This is a genomic window from Micromonospora sp. NPDC049114, assembly GCF_040648635.1.
GTDB lineage: Bacteria > Actinomycetota > Actinomycetes > Mycobacteriales > Micromonosporaceae > Micromonospora.
Genome location: NZ_JBEZEA010000014.1, coordinates 43,698 through 58,991, shown reverse-complemented (window position 1 = coordinate 58,991; position 15,294 = coordinate 43,698). Strand labels below are relative to the sequence as shown.

General features: G+C 73.3%; 19 protein-coding genes. 6 read left to right on the top strand and 13 right to left on the bottom strand.

Features of this window, described 5'->3' with window-relative positions; all coding sequences use genetic code 11:
* Positions 1 to 47: 47 nt before the first annotated feature.
* The gene (locus AB0B39_RS28310; RefSeq protein WP_357490491.1) at positions 48 to 419 is read left to right on the top strand and encodes a VOC family protein; all 372 of its coding nucleotides are present in this window, start codon (positions 48 to 50) and stop codon (positions 417 to 419) included.
* Positions 420 to 435: 16 nt separating this feature from the next.
* Here the strand turns inward: AB0B39_RS28310 and AB0B39_RS28305 are convergent, their stop codons facing one another.
* Positions 436 to 1,281, bottom strand: coding sequence for an LLM class flavin-dependent oxidoreductase (locus AB0B39_RS28305; protein ID WP_357490489.1), 846 nt, complete (start codon positions 1,279 to 1,281; stop codon positions 436 to 438).
* A 30-nt stretch (positions 1,282 to 1,311) separates the two neighbouring features.
* Positions 1,312 to 2,310 carry a tyrosine-type recombinase/integrase gene (locus AB0B39_RS28300; protein WP_357490487.1) on the bottom strand — a complete coding sequence of 333 codons (999 nt, stop codon included), beginning with the start codon at positions 2,308 to 2,310 and terminating at the stop codon, positions 1,312 to 1,314.
* 23 nt (positions 2,311 to 2,333) lie between these two features.
* On the opposite strand from AB0B39_RS28300, the gene AB0B39_RS28295 reads away from it, so the two are divergent.
* Positions 2,334 to 3,563, top strand: coding sequence for a WYL domain-containing protein (locus tag AB0B39_RS28295; protein WP_357575837.1), 1,230 nt, complete (start codon positions 2,334 to 2,336; stop codon positions 3,561 to 3,563).
* Here AB0B39_RS28295 and AB0B39_RS28290 read toward each other — a convergent pair.
* The 4 genes from AB0B39_RS28290 to AB0B39_RS28275 all read right to left on the bottom strand — a co-directional run bounded on the left by AB0B39_RS28290 (position 3,553) and on the right by AB0B39_RS28275 (position 6,192).
* The gene (locus AB0B39_RS28290) at positions 3,553 to 3,978 is read right to left on the bottom strand and encodes an Hsp20/alpha crystallin family protein (RefSeq protein WP_234585291.1); all 426 of its coding nucleotides are present in this window, start codon (positions 3,976 to 3,978) and stop codon (positions 3,553 to 3,555) included. The genes AB0B39_RS28295 and AB0B39_RS28290 overlap by 11 nt on opposite strands.
* A gap of 95 nt (positions 3,979 to 4,073) precedes the next feature.
* Entirely contained in the window at positions 4,074 to 4,577 is a 504-nt protein-coding gene (locus AB0B39_RS28285) for a GNAT family N-acetyltransferase (RefSeq protein WP_357490483.1), read from the bottom strand.
* A gap of 10 nt (positions 4,578 to 4,587) precedes the next feature.
* Positions 4,588 to 5,130, bottom strand: a complete 543-nt coding sequence (locus AB0B39_RS28280; RefSeq protein WP_357575836.1) for a DUF2087 domain-containing protein — start codon at positions 5,128 to 5,130, stop codon at positions 4,588 to 4,590.
* A 555-nt stretch (positions 5,131 to 5,685) separates the two neighbouring features.
* The gene (locus AB0B39_RS28275) at positions 5,686 to 6,192 is read right to left on the bottom strand and encodes a MarR family transcriptional regulator (protein WP_357490479.1); all 507 of its coding nucleotides are present in this window, start codon (positions 6,190 to 6,192) and stop codon (positions 5,686 to 5,688) included.
* A gap of 68 nt (positions 6,193 to 6,260) precedes the next feature.
* Here AB0B39_RS28275 and AB0B39_RS28270 point away from each other — a divergent pair, with 68 nt between their 5' ends.
* Positions 6,261 to 7,493 carry an MFS transporter gene (locus AB0B39_RS28270; protein WP_357575835.1) on the top strand — a complete coding sequence of 411 codons (1,233 nt, stop codon included), beginning with the start codon at positions 6,261 to 6,263 and terminating at the stop codon, positions 7,491 to 7,493.
* A gap of 22 nt (positions 7,494 to 7,515) precedes the next feature.
* On the opposite strand, the gene AB0B39_RS28265 is transcribed toward AB0B39_RS28270, so the two are convergent.
* A complete protein-coding gene (locus tag AB0B39_RS28265; protein ID WP_357575834.1) occupies positions 7,516 to 7,707 on the bottom strand; it encodes a DUF397 domain-containing protein in 192 nt (63 codons plus the stop codon).
* Positions 7,698 to 8,468 (bottom strand): Scr1 family TA system antitoxin-like transcriptional regulator, encoded by a 771-nt coding sequence (locus tag AB0B39_RS28260; protein ID WP_357490474.1) that lies wholly within the window; start codon positions 8,466 to 8,468, stop codon positions 7,698 to 7,700. The genes AB0B39_RS28265 and AB0B39_RS28260 overlap by 10 nt, the downstream gene beginning before the upstream one ends.
* A 196-nt stretch (positions 8,469 to 8,664) precedes the next feature.
* Between AB0B39_RS28260 and AB0B39_RS28255 the strand changes: the two genes are divergently transcribed.
* Positions 8,665 to 8,928 (top strand): flavin reductase, encoded by a 264-nt coding sequence (locus AB0B39_RS28255; protein WP_357575833.1) that lies wholly within the window; start codon positions 8,665 to 8,667, stop codon positions 8,926 to 8,928.
* A gap of 47 nt (positions 8,929 to 8,975) precedes the next feature.
* Here AB0B39_RS28255 and AB0B39_RS28250 read toward each other — a convergent pair whose 3' ends face one another.
* Genes AB0B39_RS28250 through AB0B39_RS28240 form a run of 3 tightly spaced genes read right to left on the bottom strand, consistent with a single transcriptional unit; the run spans position 8,976 to position 11,134 of the window.
* Positions 8,976 to 9,575, bottom strand: a complete 600-nt coding sequence (locus AB0B39_RS28250) for a GNAT family N-acetyltransferase (RefSeq protein ID WP_357575832.1) — start codon at positions 9,573 to 9,575, stop codon at positions 8,976 to 8,978.
* A 24-nt stretch (positions 9,576 to 9,599) separates the two neighbouring features.
* The gene (locus AB0B39_RS28245; protein WP_357575831.1) at positions 9,600 to 10,106 is read right to left on the bottom strand and encodes a DUF664 domain-containing protein; all 507 of its coding nucleotides are present in this window, start codon (positions 10,104 to 10,106) and stop codon (positions 9,600 to 9,602) included.
* Positions 10,103 to 11,134 (bottom strand): aldo/keto reductase, encoded by a 1,032-nt coding sequence (locus tag AB0B39_RS28240; RefSeq protein WP_357490468.1) that lies wholly within the window; start codon positions 11,132 to 11,134, stop codon positions 10,103 to 10,105. Before AB0B39_RS28240 ends, AB0B39_RS28245 begins: the two co-directional genes overlap by 4 nt.
* 110 nt (positions 11,135 to 11,244) lie before the next feature.
* On the opposite strand from AB0B39_RS28240, the gene AB0B39_RS28235 reads away from it, so the two are divergent.
* Positions 11,245 to 12,798, top strand: coding sequence for a glycosyltransferase family 39 protein (locus AB0B39_RS28235; RefSeq protein WP_357575830.1), 1,554 nt, complete (start codon positions 11,245 to 11,247; stop codon positions 12,796 to 12,798).
* Between the two features lie 6 nt (positions 12,799 to 12,804).
* On the opposite strand, the gene AB0B39_RS28230 is transcribed toward AB0B39_RS28235, so the two are convergent.
* A complete protein-coding gene (locus tag AB0B39_RS28230) occupies positions 12,805 to 13,290 on the bottom strand; it encodes an Rrf2 family transcriptional regulator (protein ID WP_357575829.1) in 486 nt (161 codons plus the stop codon).
* Between the two features lie 127 nt (positions 13,291 to 13,417).
* On the opposite strand from AB0B39_RS28230, the gene AB0B39_RS28225 reads away from it, so the two are divergent.
* On the top strand, positions 13,418 to 14,152 hold the full coding sequence (locus AB0B39_RS28225; protein ID WP_357575828.1) for an NAD(P)H-binding protein: 735 nt from the start codon (positions 13,418 to 13,420) through the stop codon (positions 14,150 to 14,152).
* A gap of 107 nt (positions 14,153 to 14,259) precedes the next feature.
* Here the strand turns inward: AB0B39_RS28225 and AB0B39_RS28220 are convergent, their stop codons facing one another.
* Positions 14,260 to 14,943 (bottom strand): hypothetical protein, encoded by a 684-nt coding sequence (locus AB0B39_RS28220; protein WP_357490462.1) that lies wholly within the window; start codon positions 14,941 to 14,943, stop codon positions 14,260 to 14,262.
* Between the last annotated feature and the right edge of the window lie 351 nt (positions 14,944 to 15,294).

Sequence of the window (15,294 nt, the reverse complement as noted above, 5' to 3'; positions counted from 1 at the left end):
GACGTACCTGACACTGGTTGGCAGGTACGTCGGCGCAGACTGCCGGCATGACAACAACCGCCGACCTCGCGATGGTCAACCTGGACAGCTCCGACCCGGCCGCGCACGCCGCCTTCTATCACCGGGCGTTGGGCTGGGAGATCACCCACAGCCAAGCCGAGTACGCCATGATCAGCGGCGGTGGCGCCTCCATCGGCTTCGGCCTGGTCGAGGGCTACCAGCCGCCGTCCTGGCCGGACCCGACCGGGCAGAAGCGCTACCACCTGGACCTCTACGTCGACGACCTGGCCGTGGCCGAGAAGGAGTTCGTCGCCGCCGGCGCGTCGAAGCCGGAGTTCCAACCCGGCGGCGACAAGTGGGTGGTGCTCCTGGACCCGATCGGGCAGCCGTTCTGCATCTGCCCCCGCCCGCAGAGCTGAGCCGCGGGCGCGGCTTTCAGCGCAGCGGGCCTCGGGCCACCGCCGCGCGCATGGCCGCGGGGTCGCCGACCGGGACGTACTCCAGCCACCAGGTGGCCCCGGCGGCGGCCACCTCGCGCAGGTGGGCGCGTTCGGCGCGCTCGTCGGGGCGGCGGCGTCGCCCGCCGATCGCCACGTCGAACGGCTGACCGTCGGCCCGGGTCGGCGGCATGGCCGCGACCAGGTCCCGGACCTCGTCGGGGGTGAAGTCGGCCCAGCCGTCGGTGTCGGTGAGCTTGTACGGAACGATGCCGTCGGCGCGGGCCGCGCGGCGTCGCACCGCCCCGGCCTGGGTGCTGCCGCCGACCCAGACCGGCACCCGGGGCGACTGCACGGGCGGTGGCCGCAGCGCCACGTTCTCGGCGCGGTAGTGGGCGCCCCGATGGTCGACACGCTCACCGCCGAGCAGGCCGGTCAGCAGGTCGAGGCCCTCGTCGAGCATCGCGGCGCGCACGGCCGTCTCGGTCGGCTCGCCGAACGCGACCAGGCCCCGGTCGCCGGGGTCGCCGACGCCAACCGCCACTGTGGCGCGGCCCGCGCTCAGGTGGTCGAGCGTCAGCACCTCGCGGGCCAGCTTCGCCGGACGGCGCCGGGGCAGCGCGGTGACCGTGGTGCCCAGGCGCACCCGCTCGGTGCGCCCGGCGATCGCGCCGAGCACCAACCAGGGGTCGTAGGTGAACGGGTCGTCGCCGGAGTAGTGGATCAGGTAATCCTCCAGGAACACCCCGTCCCATCCGGCGTTCTCGGCAAGCTCACCCAGCTCGACCAGGGTGGTCACCGAGACGTCGCCGCCACCGCAGGGGATCTCCAGACCGTGTCTCATCCGCCGAGGCTAGGCCGCGGGTGGGACGGTTCAGCCGCGGCGGCGGGACCGGGCGGCCCACACCGCGTACGCCGGGTCGCGGTCGAGGTTGTGCCGGTCCCGGTCGTAGCGGCGGGTGGTGCGCGGGTCGGCGTGGCCCATCGCGTCCTGCACGTCTTCGAGGGGGACGCCCTCGGAGCGGGCGGTGGTGGCGAACGCGTGTCGCAGCGAGTGCGGGGACAGCCGCGCCCAGGCGGGGATGCCGGCGGCGCGGGCGAGTCGGCGGACCATCCGGAACACCGAGTGCCGGTCGAGCCGCGCTCCGCTGGCGGTCACCAGCAGGGGTCCGGTCAGGTGTGTCACCGGCACGCCGGTGGTGGCGGCCCGCTGCGTCAGGTACGCGTCCACCGCGTACGCGGTGCCTGGCGTGAGGGCGCGGCGGCGCTGCTTGCCGCCCTTGCCGATGAAGCGCACGCTGCGGTGCCCGCGTTCGGTGCCGAGGTCGGTCAGGTCCAGCGAGACCAGCTCCCCCACCCGCAGGCCCAGATCGGCAAGCAGCGCGATCGCCGCCCGGTTGCGGGCCGCCGTCGGGCCGGTCTCCGCGTCGGCGGCGGTGAGCAGCGCGTCGACCTCCTCCGGGGTGAGCCCGACGGTGGCGGAGTGGTCCCGGTCGACGCGGGGCCGGTCCGCGCCGGAGACCGGGTTGGCCGGTACGCCGCCGAGCTTGACGAGGAAGTCGTACCAGCTGGACAGCGCCGACAGGCGGCGTGCCACGGTCGCCGGGGTCAACGGTCGGCCGCTGCGGGCGACGAGAGTGGACTCCAGCGTGCGGGCGTACTCGTTGATGTGCAGGAAGGTGGCCCGCAGCGGATCCAGGTCGTGCCCGGCGCACCAGCCGAGCCACGCGGTGACGTCACGTCGGTAGGCGTCGCGGGTGTGCTCGGACAGCCGGCGGTTGCGCAGCCACGCCTCGGTGACGTCGACCGGCCCGGTCGGCAGGGCCGGTCGGGCGGTGGGGCGGGCGAGCACGGGAGCGTCGGAGGACACCATGTGAAAAAGGTTCTCAGAGGCGGATGGGATTGCCACGCAGGCACGCCGACGACGGCCGGCGCGGCGGCGCGGACGGTGTCGGCTACGGTCGCACGGTGCGTGCCAGCCGGCTGGTCTCCCTGCTGCTGCTCCTGCAGGCCCGGGGGCGGATGACCGCCGCCGAACTGGCCGACGCCCTGGAGGTGTCGGTTCGCACCGTGTATCGCGACGTGGAGTCGTTGGGTGCCGCCGGTGTGCCGGTGTACGCCGAGCGCGGCCCGGCCGGCGGCTACCGCCTGCTCGACGGCTACCGCACCCGGCTCACCGGCCTGACCGCCGGTGAGGCCGAGGCGTTGTTCCTGGTCGGAGTGCCCGGCCCGGCCGCCGAGCTGGGCCTGGGCTCGGTGCTGGCCACTGCGGAGCTGAAGCTGCGTGCCGCCCTGCCGGCGGACCTCGCCGACCCCGGCGGCAGGATCCGGCAGCGGTTCCACCTGGACGCGCCGAGCTGGTTCCGCGAGCCCGAGCCGACACCGCACCTGGCCGCGCTGGCCACGTCGGTGTGGGAGGACCGTCGGGTCCGGGTGCGGTACCGGCGGTGGCAGGCGCCGCGGGAGGTGACCCGGACCCTCGACCCGCTCGGCGTGGTGCTCAAGGCCGGCCGCTGGTATCTGGTCGCCGCCGCGTCCGGGCAGGTGCGCACCTACCGGGTGGGCGCGATCCTGGAGCTCACCGTGCTGGACGAGCCCGCTGAACGGCCGGCCGGCTTCGACCTGGCGGCCTGCTGGCAGGAGCACGCCGAACGCTACGAGCGGGGCGTCTATCGCGCCGAGGCCCGGGTGCGGATGACCGTGGCGGCGCTGGCGCAGACGACGCACCTGTTCCCACCGGCGATGAGCCGCGCGGCGCAGGACCACGCCGGTGCCCCGGACGCGGACGGCTGGGTCACGACGACAGTGCCGATCGAGTCGGTCCGACACGGCCGCGTCGAAATGCTCAAGCTCGGCGCGCAGGTGGAGGTGCTCGCCCCGCCCGAGTTGCGGGAACTGCTCGCCGGCACCGCCCACGCGCTCGCCGCCCTCTACCCACCGCCCGGCGACGCGCCCGCACGAGACCAGAAGCCCGACAGACCCGCACGAGAGCCGGGGCCCGACGCGCCGGCGCGAGAGTCGACGCCGGGCGACGCGGAAGCCGGGGAGTCGGAGTCTGGCGACGCGCCGACGGCCGGCACCTCGGCACGGGTGCCGGCCGTCGAGGCCGTCGCGGTCAGGCGTTGATCTGTCGGCGTGCGTCGCCGTTGGCGGTGATGGTCACCCGGCGGGGCTTGGCGCGCTCGGCGACGGGGATGCGCAGCGTCAGCACCCCGTTCTCGTAGCCGGCCTCCAGCTTGTCGGTGTCCAGGGTGTCGCCCAGGAACAGCCGCCGGGTGAAGGTACCCATCGGGCGTTCGGCGGCGACCAGCTCGACACCGTCGCCGGTGGGCCGGCGCCGCTCGGCGCGGACGGTGAGCACGTTGCGCTCCACCGTGCAGTCGATGGTGTCCGGGTCGACGCCCGGCAGGTCGAACGCCGCGTAGAAGTGGTCCCCGTCGCGGTAGGCGTCCAGGTGCATCATCGCGGGACGGGCTGCCGTACCGAAGAACTGCTCGGCGAGCCGGTCGATCTCGCGGAACGGGTCGGTACGCATCAACATCGCTGTGCCTCCTCGGTTCTCCTGGCCGAAGGTGATGAGTTGAGTCGTAGTGACTCAACTTCCTGCTTCTTATTTACCGCGCCCGGCGGCGGCCGTCAACTCCTGCGGCCCAGCCGTTTCTCGAACCAGTGCTCGGCGTACCTGCCGTGCGAGTAGGCGGGGATCTCGGCGTAGCCGTGTCGGGCGTACAGGGCGCGGGCCTCGACCAGGTCGGAGCGGGTGTCGAGCCGGATCCGGTCCGCCCCGACCGCCCGCGCCCGCTGCTCGACGGCGGCCAGCAGCGCGGCGCCTCCACCGGCGCCCCGGTGCGCGGGCCGCAGGAACACGCGGGTCAGCTCGGCCCACCCCGGACGCCATCGCAGCCCGGCACAACCGGCCAGGTCCGCGTCGCGGTGCGCGAGCAACAGCAGACCACCGGGGTACGCCAGGTCGTCGCTGGGCATCTCGGCCAGCGCCGCGTCGACCTCGCCGGGTCGGGCCGGGCGGCGGTGGTAGCGCACCACCATCTCGGTCATGTACTCGCGCAGCAGGACTGTCGCGTCCGGATGGTCGGGACGGACGGTGGAGGTCACCCAGGCGGGCCGCAGGGTCGTGGTCACCCGTCGATCGTCACTGCCCGGTCAACGGATTTTCGGCCTCCGTCAGCTGGTAGACACCCTGCTCACGGGTGAGCAACCGCTCGTCCACCAGGTAGCGGCGCAGGGTGGCGTGGTCCGAGGCGCCGGCGGCGCACCACGGTGTGAGCGCGTCGTCGACGGCCCGCTCCGGATAGCGCGTGCCCGGCTCGAACGACTGCCGCGCGACGTGTGCCAGCAGCACCCGCCGCCGCGCGAGCTGCGCCGGCATGCCCGTCAGGACGCCACCGCGCAGGAACGTGCGCAGCACCGGATCGTCGGACGGCGCGTCGTCGTCGGCCGGGCGGCTGTCGCGCGCCGCCGCCCGCAGCGACGCCTCGTCGACCGCGAGCGCGCCGTCAGCGCCGGTGACGAGACCCGCGTCGGCGAGCCGCCGGAGCCCGGTGAGCACGACCCGCGCCGCCAAGCCGGAGCGCTGCACGACCTCGGCCACGCTTGCCGATCCCAACGCGACCGCCGCGAAGACCCGTCGCCGTCCGTCGTCGGCCAGGGCCCCGGCCAGAGCGTGCGCGATCATGCCGGTCACCCTCCCATCGGCGTACGAGGGCCGCCAGGCGATTTTCGGAGTACGCGCCCAGGCCCGCCGTCGCCGGCCTCCTGGTCCGCACCTCGAGGTTGGTCAAGATCGGGTCAGCGATCAGCTGGGGAATTGATCCTGGCGAGAGGTCCACCGCGACGACGTGAACGCCGCAGGCGCCGCACGGCCTGCATGGCAGCGGTGGAGGCGAGAAGACGACTGAAGCGTCGAATTCGACGGCAGGAGTGTCCGTGCGGGCGAAGGCCCGCACACGGATATGGCGGGAGTTATTCATGGTTCCGGCGATTCCAAGCTCTCGGCAGGAGGCACTGGGGGCCTCCCGGATCCAGTGACGGATAGCCGGCGTCTCGGCGCGGAGGGCAGACGGGGAGGTGACTCGAACCCGTCCTCATCGCGCACGTGCGCCACTGGTCACTGATCCATGCGCGTCAGCATGGTCGACCCCTGACTCGCGGGCAACGGATTTCCGGGCGGCCCCGCCGTCGGGGGCGCGACGTACCGCCACCGGTTGCTCGGCGACGTACCGCCAGCCGGCTACGGTGCGTCGGCCGGCTGTTCGGCGACGAGCAGCACCCGGCGCAGCAGGTCCGACAGCAGCCGCCGCTCCTTCGGCGTCAACGCGCCGAGCAGTCGCTGCTCCTCGGCGCCCTGGCTCTCCATCGCCGCGCGCCACGCGTCCATGCCCTCGTCGGTGAGTTCCACGTCCACGCGACGACGGTCGACCGTGGACGGGATGCGGCGCACGAAGCCCCGCCGCAGCAGGGTGTCGACGCGCGCGGTGATCGAGGCCGGGGCCACCGTCAGGTCCGCGGCCAGGTCGGAGGGCGCCGCGCGGCCGCGCCGGCCGGCGAGGGCGTGCAGGGTCTCGTACTCGTGCCGGGGCAGGTCGAAGTCGGCGAGGACCCGTTCCTTGACCGCGCGCAGGTGCCGGGTCAGGCGGATCATCCGGACCACCGCGCCCTCGATGTCCCTGTCGAGGTCGGGCACCACAGGGAGCCAGCGCTCGATGTGCTGGTCGACGACATCTTCGGTGGCGGTCACGACGCCAGCCTAGCTCAGCACCGAAATATTCATTGCCGAAAGGTTCGGTGTCTAAGTACATTGCGGGTATGGCTCATCCCCTGCGCACCCGCCCCTTCCGGCTGCTGTTCCTCGGCCGCACCGTCTCGGCCGTCGGGGACGCGGTGGTGCCCGCCGCCCTGGCCCTGGCCGTGCTGCGGGCCACCGGCTCGACCGCAGCGTTGGCAGTCGTCCTCGCCGCGGCGATGGTGCCCCGGTTGCTCCTGCTGCCCCTCGGCGGTGTCGTCGCCGACCGGTTCGCCGCCCGCCGCGTCGCCCTGCTGGCCGACCTCGTCCGCTGCGCGACCCAACTCGCCGTCGGCGTCGAGTTGCTCGGCGGCGACCCGGCGCTGACCACCGTCGTGGTGGCCTCCGCGCTCGGCGGCACCGCGTCGGCGTTCGCCATCCCCACCGCGTCTCCCCTGGTCGCCGGCACCGTCGCGCCGGCCGAACGGCAACGCGCCAACGCCCTGATGGGAGTCACCGCCAACGCCAGTCGACTGCTCGGCCCGGCGTTGGCCGGCGCGCTGATCTGGGCCGCCGGCCCCGGCTGGGCGTTCGTGATCGACAGCGCGTCGTTCGCGCTCAGCGCCGCCCTGCTCGCGCTGGTCCGGGTCCGACACGTGCCGGTGCCCCGCCGCAGCGTCCTCGCCGACCTGCGGCACGGCTTCGGCGAGGTGCGCGCCCGCGACTGGTTCTGGACGAGCCTGCTCGGGCACGGCGTGTGGAACGGCGCCGCCGCCGTGCTGATGACCCTCGGCCCGGCCGTCGCCATTCACCGCCTGGGCGGGGAGGCGACGTGGGTGCTGCTGTTGCAGGCTGGCGCAATCGGCATGCTCACCGGCTCACTGCTGGCCGGGCGGGTCCGGCTCCGCCGGCCGGTGCTGCTGGCCAACCTCGGGCTCGCCGCCTACGCCGTGCCGCTGTTCCTGCTCGCCGTCGCCGCGCCCGCCCCGGCCGTGATCGTCACGTACGCCGTGGCGCTGACCGCCCTGGGCTACCTCAACCCGGTCTGGGAGACAGTCGTGCAGCACCACTTCGCACCGGAGGTCCTGGCCCGGGTCACCTCGTACGACTGGCTGGTGTCGCTGGCCGCGATGCCGCTGGGCTACGCGCTGGCGCCGCTGGCCGCCGACGCGTTCGGCGCTCCCGTACCCCTGGCGGTCGCCGGCCTGCTGGTCCTGGCCTCCTGCGCCGGCACCGCGCTCGTGCCCGGCGTACGACGGCTCACCTGGCCGACCGCCCCGCAACCGCAACCGGCCGAACCGGCCGGCGTGCGCTGACCAGGTCGGGCGATGTGGACGGTCAGCGGGCGTCGCGTGCCAGGGCGACGAAGCGGCGCCACGACTGCGGGTTGAACGTGAGCGTCGCGCCGTCGCGATCCTTCGAGTCCCGCACGAGGACCACGCCCGGGAGATTGTCGGCGACCTCGACGCAGTCGCCGCCGTTGCCGCCGCTCTTCGTGCTCGTGCGCCACTGCGCCCCGGTCAGGTCCATGATGCCGCCGCTTCTCTGAGAAGGTCCAGGGAACGCCCCCGGGGCAGCGCCTCGCCGCGAATGCGCTCCCACCGCCGCTCCAGGCTAACAAGCTCCGATGTCTGGTCGAGGATCTGCGCCTGCGCGGCGCTGTCGACGTGCGCGACCCGCGAACCGTCCGGCAGGTCGGCGATGGTGAACGGCCCGTCGAGCCCGGGATAGCTGGGCGCGTCCGCCGGGACGATCTGGAGCTGGACGGTGTCGGTCTCGACGTACCCGAGCAGGTGCGTGAGCTGCGCCGCCATCAACGCGCGGTCGTCGCCGACGCGACGGCGCAGCACCCCCTCGTCCAGCACGGCGATGAGCAGCGGCCCGTCGCCGTCGCGGTCGAGAATCGACTGCCGGCTGATCCGCGCCCCGGTGAACTCGTCGACCGCGTCCGGCGTCAGGACCCCGCCGGCCAGGGTCGCCCGGGCGTACGCCTCGGTCTGGAGTAGACCCGGCACCCACGCCAACTGGAACGACCGCAGCGTCAGCGCCTCGCGTTCGAGGTCGACCCAGGGTCGGAACCACACCGGTTCGCGGCGCCGCAGGGCATCCGGCCACAGCGCGTCGGCGTCGCGGGCCAGCAGCTCCGCGACTGTCGTGCGGTGCCGGCTCTGGGGAACGTGGCCCGGGTTCGCCCACCGGGCGACGGTCTTCGGGTGCACGCCGATCCGATCGGCGAGGCTCTCGGCCGTGTGGCCCGCTTCGGCGAGCGCTGCGACAAACGCGTGATTCATGCCGTCCCTTCCCCGGGGCAAATGGGCTGCGCCAAGGAGATTACGTAACGCTGTGTGCTTGTCCAGCGACTCCCGGGAAAGTGGGGTATCGACGGCGCGGCTGGCAGGGACCCGAACCCGGCGGACGCGTTCGTGGCGGGGCCGCTTGCGCGACCGCAAGCGGCCCCGCGTCCAGCAGCCGACCAGGAGGAAGACCGTGGCACACACCGAAGGAACGGCCCGGAGGCCGACGCACTCCCCGCTGCGGCCGTCGTGGCGCTGCCCGGTCTGCGGCATCCTGTGGCCGTGCTCGACCGCGAAGCTGCGCCTGCTCGGCGAATACCGCGAGGATCGCCCGGGTCTGTTGACCCACCTGGCGACGGTGCAGCAGGAGGCCGAGGCCGACCTGACCGCGCTCAACCCCGGCGTGGCGCTACCCGACCTGACGCCGCGTTTCGTCGGCTGGGCGCAGGCCCGCTGAGCGGAGACTGGGCGGCGCCAACCATGGACCTGGCCATGTCGGCGACCTCACGGAGTGATCGCAGGAGGCCCGTCGGTGCGCAGGCGCGCGTGCTGATGCATGTCGTGCCAGCCGTCGGCGTGCCGCACCGACCCGCGCGCCACTCCCTCCACGGGGAAGCCGGCGCGCGTGGCGACCCGGCACGACGCCCCGTTGGCCGTCGAGTGGTGCAGGGCCAGCCGGTGCAACCCGGCCCGGGTGAAGCTCCACCGGGTCAGCGCCCCGAGCGCCTCGGTCGCGATCCCACGACCACGGGCGGCGGGCAGCAGCCAGTACGACACCTGCGCCGACCCCTCGGTCAGCAGCACGTCCCGCAACCCCGTCTGACCGACCGGCCGGTCGTCGTCCCCCACGATCGCCCAGCTCACGGCGGTCTCGGCGCTCCAGCGGGCCGCCCACTGCGCCGTCCAGGCCCGCGCCTCGTCGTCGCTGTCGAGACGACGGGCGTGCCACCGCTGGATCACCGGACAGTCGAAGGCGGCGCGTACGGCAGGGGCGTCGTCGTCGCGCCACGGCCGCAGCGCCAGCCCGGGGCGTACCGGAAGGTGGGGTTGCTCCTGGGCGGCGAGGCGCCCGGCGGGCACGGCGGGCGTGACGAGCAGCGGCATCGGTCCATTATCGAGCGGACGGCCTCATTCTCCGGTCGGCCCACCCGCCAGCTCGGCCACCACGTCGAGGTGCCCCAGGTGGCGGGCGTACTCCTGCACCAGGTGCAACAGCACCCGTTCCAGGGACGCCGGGTCGGCGCCGTTCCAGCGCGGGCCCGGTGCGCCGATCTCCGCGAGGTCGTGCGCCGAGACCACCGCGCTGGTGTGCGCGCCCTGGGCACGCAGCGCCGCCACCAGGTCGGCGAGGGTCTCGTCGGGGGCGACGTACCACCTGTCGTCCCGACGGTCACCCCACGGCTCGGCGACGTCCCGGCCCTCGAAGCCCCACTCGATCCAGCGCAGCTCGACGTGGCGCAGGTGCGTGAGCAGCTCCAACGGGGTCCACCCGGACGGCAGACGGCTGTGCCGCAGCTCCGGCGCCGCCAGCGCCGACACCTTGGCCACCACTGACTCCCGGAAATAGTCCAGGTAACGCAGGAAGACCTCGGTGCGGCTGCCGGCGACGCCGGTGGGCTCGGGGAAGGGGATCACGGCCCGGTCGGCAGGTCGCGGCCACGCTGACGCACACCCGCGCCGCCGTACGGGTAGTCGCCCACCAGCGGTGCGCTCGCCTCGTCCAGCAGCCGCATCTGCTCCGCGTCCAGGACCAGGTCGGCGGCGGTCAGGTTGTCGTCGAGCTGCTCGGTGGTCCGCGCGCCGAGGATCACCGAGGTGACCGCCGGTCGGGCCGCCAGCCAGGCCAGCGACACCGCCGACATGGAGGCGCCGTGTTCCCCGGCGACCTGGCGGACCGCGTCGAGCACCCGCCAGGTGCGCTCCTGCGCGTTGCGACCCGCGTACGCCTCGACGCCGCGCTGCGGGTTCTCGCCGAGCCGGGTGGCGCCGGTGGGCGTGCTGTCGCGCTGGTACTTGCCGGTCAGCCAGCCGCCGCCCAGCGGCGACCACGGCAGGATGCCGATGCCCTCGTTCTCGCAGACCGGCACCAGCTCGAACTCGATCTCCCGGGCCAGCAGGTTGTACTGCGGCTGGAGGGTCACGATCGGGGTGAGGTTGAGGTGCTGGGTGAGCAGGGCGGCCTTCTGCAACTGCCAACCGGTGAAGTTGCTGACCCCCGCGTAGCGGATCTTGCCGGCGCGGACCGCGTCGTCGAAGAAGCGCAGCGTCTCCGGCAGCGGGGTCAGCGGATCCCACGCGTGCGCCTGGTAGAGGTCGACGGCCTCCACCCCGAGCCGCCGGAGGCTGGCGTCCAGGGCGCGGGTGAGGTGCACGCGGGACAGGCCGGCGTCGTTCGCCCCGGGGCCCATCGGGAACCGGCCCTTCGTGGCGATGACGAGGCGGTCGCGCAGGTCGGGGCGGGAACGCAGCCACCGACCGACGATCTCCTCGGAGACGCCCGTGGAGTAGACGTCGGCGGTGTCGAGGAAGGTGCCGCCGGCCTCGACGAACCGGTCGAGCTGGGCGAAGCTGCCCTCCTCGTCGGTCTCCGCGCCGAACGTCATCGTGCCCAGACACAGGGTCGACACCACCGTGCCGGTGGCGCCCAGAGTGCGATATCGCATGTCGTCCTCTCGGTCCGAGTTACGAAGCTGATCTTCGCACCTGGTCAGAACACCTGCACCCGCAGGCGCGGGGGCACCCACGCGGCGGCTTCGCGGGCGATGATGAGTCGGTGAGCGAGCCCGCCATCGACACCGATCGACCACACCGGCCGGCACGGTCGTCCGCGCCGGCCGAGCTGCCGCAGCCCGGTCCCCGTGCGCTCGGCCCGTGGCTGGTCGCCGCCGCCACCAGCGTGACGCTGCTGCTGCTCGCCGGCCGCTACGGCTACCACCGCGACGAGTTGTACTTCCTGCTCTGCGGCCGCCACCTGGCCTGGGGCTACGTCGACCAGGGCCCACTCGTCCCGGCGCTGGCCCGGCTGCTGGACACGATCGCGCCTGGCAACCTGGTGGTGCTGCGTACGCCGTCGGCGCTGCTGGCCGGCGTCGCCGTCCTGCTGGTCGCCGCCATCGCCCGCGAGCTGGGCGGTGGCCGGGGCGGGCAGAGCTTCGCCGCGGTGCTGGCCGCGCTGTCCGGCATCGTGCTCGCCGGCGCCCACCTGCTCAGCACCACCACCGTCGACCTGCTGGTCTGGCTCGCCGTGGTGTGGTGCGCGGTGCGGCTGCTGCGCACCGGGGACAGCAGGTGGGCGCTCCCGCTCGGGCTGGTGCTCGGCGTGGGCATGCTCAACAAGCTGCTGCCCGCGTTGCTGGCCGTGGGCCTTGTCGCCGGGGTGGTGATCGCGGGGCCACGTCGGCTGCTGCGCGACAGGTGGGTGCTCGCCGCCGCCGGGATCGCCGCGCTGCTGGCCGCGCCGAACCTGATCTGGCAGGCCGCGCACGGCTTCCCGCAGCTCGGTGTGGCGGCCTCCATCTCCGGCGGCGACAGCTCCTACAGCAGTCGCCTCGACGCGCTCACCCTCCAGTTCGCCATCATCAGCCCGTACGCCGTGCCGATCTGGATCGCCGGCCTCGTCGCGCTGCTGCGCCGGCCGGCGTGGCGGGGGTACCGCGCGGTGGGTTGGGCCTGGGTGGTAGTTGTCGGCATCGTCCTGGTCGCCGGCGGCAAGGGTTACTACGACGCGCCTCTGCTGCTGGTGCTCACCGCCGCGGGCGCGGTGGTGACCGCCGCCTGGGCGTCGCGTGGCGCGGCGTGGCTGCGTCGCGGGGTGCTCGCGGTGGGCGCGGTGCCGTTCCTGCTGCCCACGGTCGTGCTGTTGCTGCCGGTGCTGCCGGCCGACCGGCTGCCCAGCTTCGTGGTCGACGTCAACTACGACGCCGGCGAGACCATCGGCTGGCCGGAGTTCGCCGACTCGGTGGCCGCCGTCCACCGTGGCCTGCAGCCGCAGGAACGCTCGCGGGCGGTGATCCTCACCGGCAACTACGGAGAGGCCGGGGCGATCGCCCGGTACGGGCCGGCCCGTGGGCTCCCCCGCGCCTACTCCGGGCACAACAGCATGGTGGATTTCGGCCGGCCACCCGCCGACGCGGACGTGGCGATCGTCGTCGGCTGGGAGCGCCCCGACGCGCTGAACGCCTGGTTCACCGAGTGCACGCCCGCCGGGCGGGTGGATCAGCGGGTCGAGGTGGACAACGACGAGAACGGCGGCCCGATCCTCGTGTGTCGGGGGTTGCGGCGGCCGTGGGCGCAGATCTGGGACACCGAGGTACGCCACACCGGCTGAGCGCGGTCAGCCGGCGCTGTCGCCGGTGAGCCAGGCGCTGACGCCGGCCAGGGCCTCGGGGCCGGAGTCGACGTCCACGTCGCGGGCGAGGTCGGCGATGGTGATCCCGGCCAGGGCCTCGCGCCACGCCTTCTCGGCCGTCGCCATGGCGCGGGCGATGGGACACGCGCGGGTGCAGGCGTCGGGTGGGGTGGCCAGCGGGCCGCGCTGGCGGATCTCGGTGCAGACGAAGGCGGGGCCGGGCCCGTCGACGGCGTGGACCACGTCGAGCAGGCTGATGCTCTCCGGAGCGCGGGTCAACGCGTAGCCGCCCGCCTTGCCCTGCACCGAGTGGATGAGCCCGGCGCGGGCCAGCGACTGGAGCTGTTTGGCCAGGTAGCTGCCGGAGACGTCGTGCAGCTCCGCGAGCCGGGCCGCCGGGACGGGCCTGCTGCTGGCCGTGAGCACGACGCAGCAGTGCAGCGCCCACTCCACCCCGCCGGACATCTTCATCGCCTCACCCTAGCCACCCCGTTACTCGGACCTGTCGTGTCCGAGTATAGTTCTCGGACATAGGAAGTCCGAGTTACGTGCCGCCAGTGGCACGGCGGACAAAACAGACAGGGATGGTGGAACGGACATGAAGATCGCCGTGATGGGCGGGACGGGCCTCATCGGGTCCCAGGTCGTCCGGATCCTGCAGGCGGCCGGGCACGACGCGGTGCCGCACTCGCAGTCGACCGGAGTCGACCTCCTCACCGGGCAGGGCCTGCCCGAGGCGCTCAAGGACGCCGACGTCGTCGTCAACCTGACCAACTCGCCGACCTTCGACGACGCGTCGCCCGCCTTCTTCCAGACGACAATGGACAACCTGCTGACCGCCGCCGAGCGCGCCGGCGTCGGCCACGCCGTGATCCTGTCCATCGTCGGCGTCGACCAGGTGCCCGACCTGGCCTACTACCGCGCGAAGGTGCTCCAGGAGGACATCCTCAAGGCCAGCAAGGTGCCGTACTCGATCGTGCGCGCCACCCAGTTCTTCGAGTTCGTCGACGCAGTCATCTCCTGGACCGCCGACGAGAACGGCGTCCGCCTGCCCAGCACCCCCGTGCAGCCGATGGCCGCGGCCGACGTGGCCCAGGCCGTCGCCGACGTCAGCGTGGGCACCCCCCTGCGCGGTGTGCGCAACGTCGCCGGCCCCGACGTGTTCACGCTCGACGAACTGGGCCGGATCACCCTCGCCGCGCACGGCGACAAGCGCACCGTCACCACCGACGACAGCGCCGGCATGTTCGCGGCCGCCCCCGGCGACGTGCTGATCGCCAAGGAGGGCGCGGTACTCGCGCCGACGTCCTACCGGGAGTGGCTGGCGCGCTGACTTTCCCCAGGCGGTGTTCCGGCGTACGCCCCCCGCGCCGGAACACCGCACCCCCGTGCGGCGGTGTCCACTGCGCCCCGCTCGTGCCGTAGGCCGCCTCCCGCGGTTCACCTCTTCGGGCGGACCGGCCCGGGATGCTGGACGCTCAGGTGCGAACGGGGCGACCGGCGCGCTCCGGCCCGGCGTCGGGACAGTGAGCGGATCAGGCCCGCGTGCACCCGCTGCTCGTCACGGGTGCTGAGCCCGAGCTGATTGTGCAGCAGGTGGACCAGGTCGAACGTCATCCTGCCGTCGTATCCCGGTGCGCGGCGGCACGCCTCCAGCAGGTGTGACCAGCAGGTCAGCGGGTGGCGTTCGGTCTTGAGCGCGGTGGCGATCCGCTGCCAGCGGACGCTCGGCAGGGCGGCCGCGGCGTCGGACGGAACGTGCTCGTTGTCGCCCCGCAGGGCGGGGCAGGTGTGCACGGCCGCCACCATCGCCAGGTCCACGGCGGCGCCGAGGCGGGCCTGCCGCCCCGGGGTCATCCCGATCAGGTCGACAGCCACGTCGACCAGCCGTGGATCGCGCGCTGGCGGAGCGGCGAGGTGCGGCACGTGCACGGGGCCCTCCGCCCCGACCGCCGCACAGAGCCCGGCCAGTCGGGCCGCCAGCAGGCGCGGCGTGCTGCCGAGCAGGTGCAGACAGACCACCCGTGGCGACTGGCGGGTGAACGACCAGGCGGACAGCTCGCCGACAGCCTGAAGGCCGTGCAGCAGTGGACTGATGCCCTGGGTGAGGAACGCGTCGGCCACCGCGGCCCGCGGCGGCAATAGACACTGAAATGCGTGCCATCGTTCCGACTCGCTCAGCATCACCTCCGCATCTGACGAATTGTCCAGATAGGATCGATAATGAACGGTCATCCGAAGTCCCCCCAGAAGGCGTCGCACCGCCGGGGTCGACATTAAGCGACGGGGAACGATGCGACAGTAGGGGAAACCCCACATTGTCGTGAACTCACCGCAACCTCCAGTGTGCGCTGTGTCAAGAACCAAGTACGCTATTTCGGTTTTTGGACAGCAACATTTGCTCTCTTCGACAATAGGACCAACCGGTCCCGCGATCGCAGTTCTTGTCGTGCGGACCTAGAGTTGCATCTGCCG

What these genes read in the sequence shown, in the direction of transcription:
- AB0B39_RS28310 (WP_357490491.1), top strand. Translation starts at nt 48, where the DNA reads ATGACAACAACCGCCGACCTCGCGATGGTCAACCTGGACAGCTCCGAC.
- AB0B39_RS28305 (WP_357490489.1), bottom strand. Translation starts at nt 1,281, where the DNA reads ATGAGACACGGTCTGGAGATCCCCTGCGGTGGCGGCGACGTCTCGGTG.
- AB0B39_RS28300 (WP_357490487.1), bottom strand. Translation starts at nt 2,310, where the DNA reads ATGGTGTCCTCCGACGCTCCCGTGCTCGCCCGCCCCACCGCCCGACCG.
- AB0B39_RS28295 (WP_357575837.1), top strand. Translation starts at nt 2,334, where the DNA reads ATGGGATTGCCACGCAGGCACGCCGACGACGGCCGGCGCGGCGGCGCG.
- AB0B39_RS28290 (WP_234585291.1), bottom strand. Translation starts at nt 3,978, where the DNA reads ATGTTGATGCGTACCGACCCGTTCCGCGAGATCGACCGGCTCGCCGAG.
- AB0B39_RS28280 (WP_357575836.1), bottom strand. Translation starts at nt 5,130, where the DNA reads ATGATCGCGCACGCTCTGGCCGGGGCCCTGGCCGACGACGGACGGCGA.
- AB0B39_RS28270 (WP_357575835.1), top strand. Translation starts at nt 6,261, where the DNA reads ATGGCTCATCCCCTGCGCACCCGCCCCTTCCGGCTGCTGTTCCTCGGC.
- AB0B39_RS28265 (WP_357575834.1), bottom strand. Translation starts at nt 7,707, where the DNA reads ATGGACCTGACCGGGGCGCAGTGGCGCACGAGCACGAAGAGCGGCGGC.
- AB0B39_RS28260 (WP_357490474.1), bottom strand. Translation starts at nt 8,468, where the DNA reads ATGAATCACGCGTTTGTCGCAGCGCTCGCCGAAGCGGGCCACACGGCC.
- AB0B39_RS28250 (WP_357575832.1), bottom strand. Translation starts at nt 9,575, where the DNA reads ATGCCGCTGCTCGTCACGCCCGCCGTGCCCGCCGGGCGCCTCGCCGCC.
- AB0B39_RS28240 (WP_357490468.1), bottom strand. Translation starts at nt 11,134, where the DNA reads ATGCGATATCGCACTCTGGGCGCCACCGGCACGGTGGTGTCGACCCTG.
- AB0B39_RS28230 (WP_357575829.1), bottom strand. Translation starts at nt 13,290, where the DNA reads ATGAAGATGTCCGGCGGGGTGGAGTGGGCGCTGCACTGCTGCGTCGTG.
- AB0B39_RS28225 (WP_357575828.1), top strand. Translation starts at nt 13,418, where the DNA reads ATGAAGATCGCCGTGATGGGCGGGACGGGCCTCATCGGGTCCCAGGTC.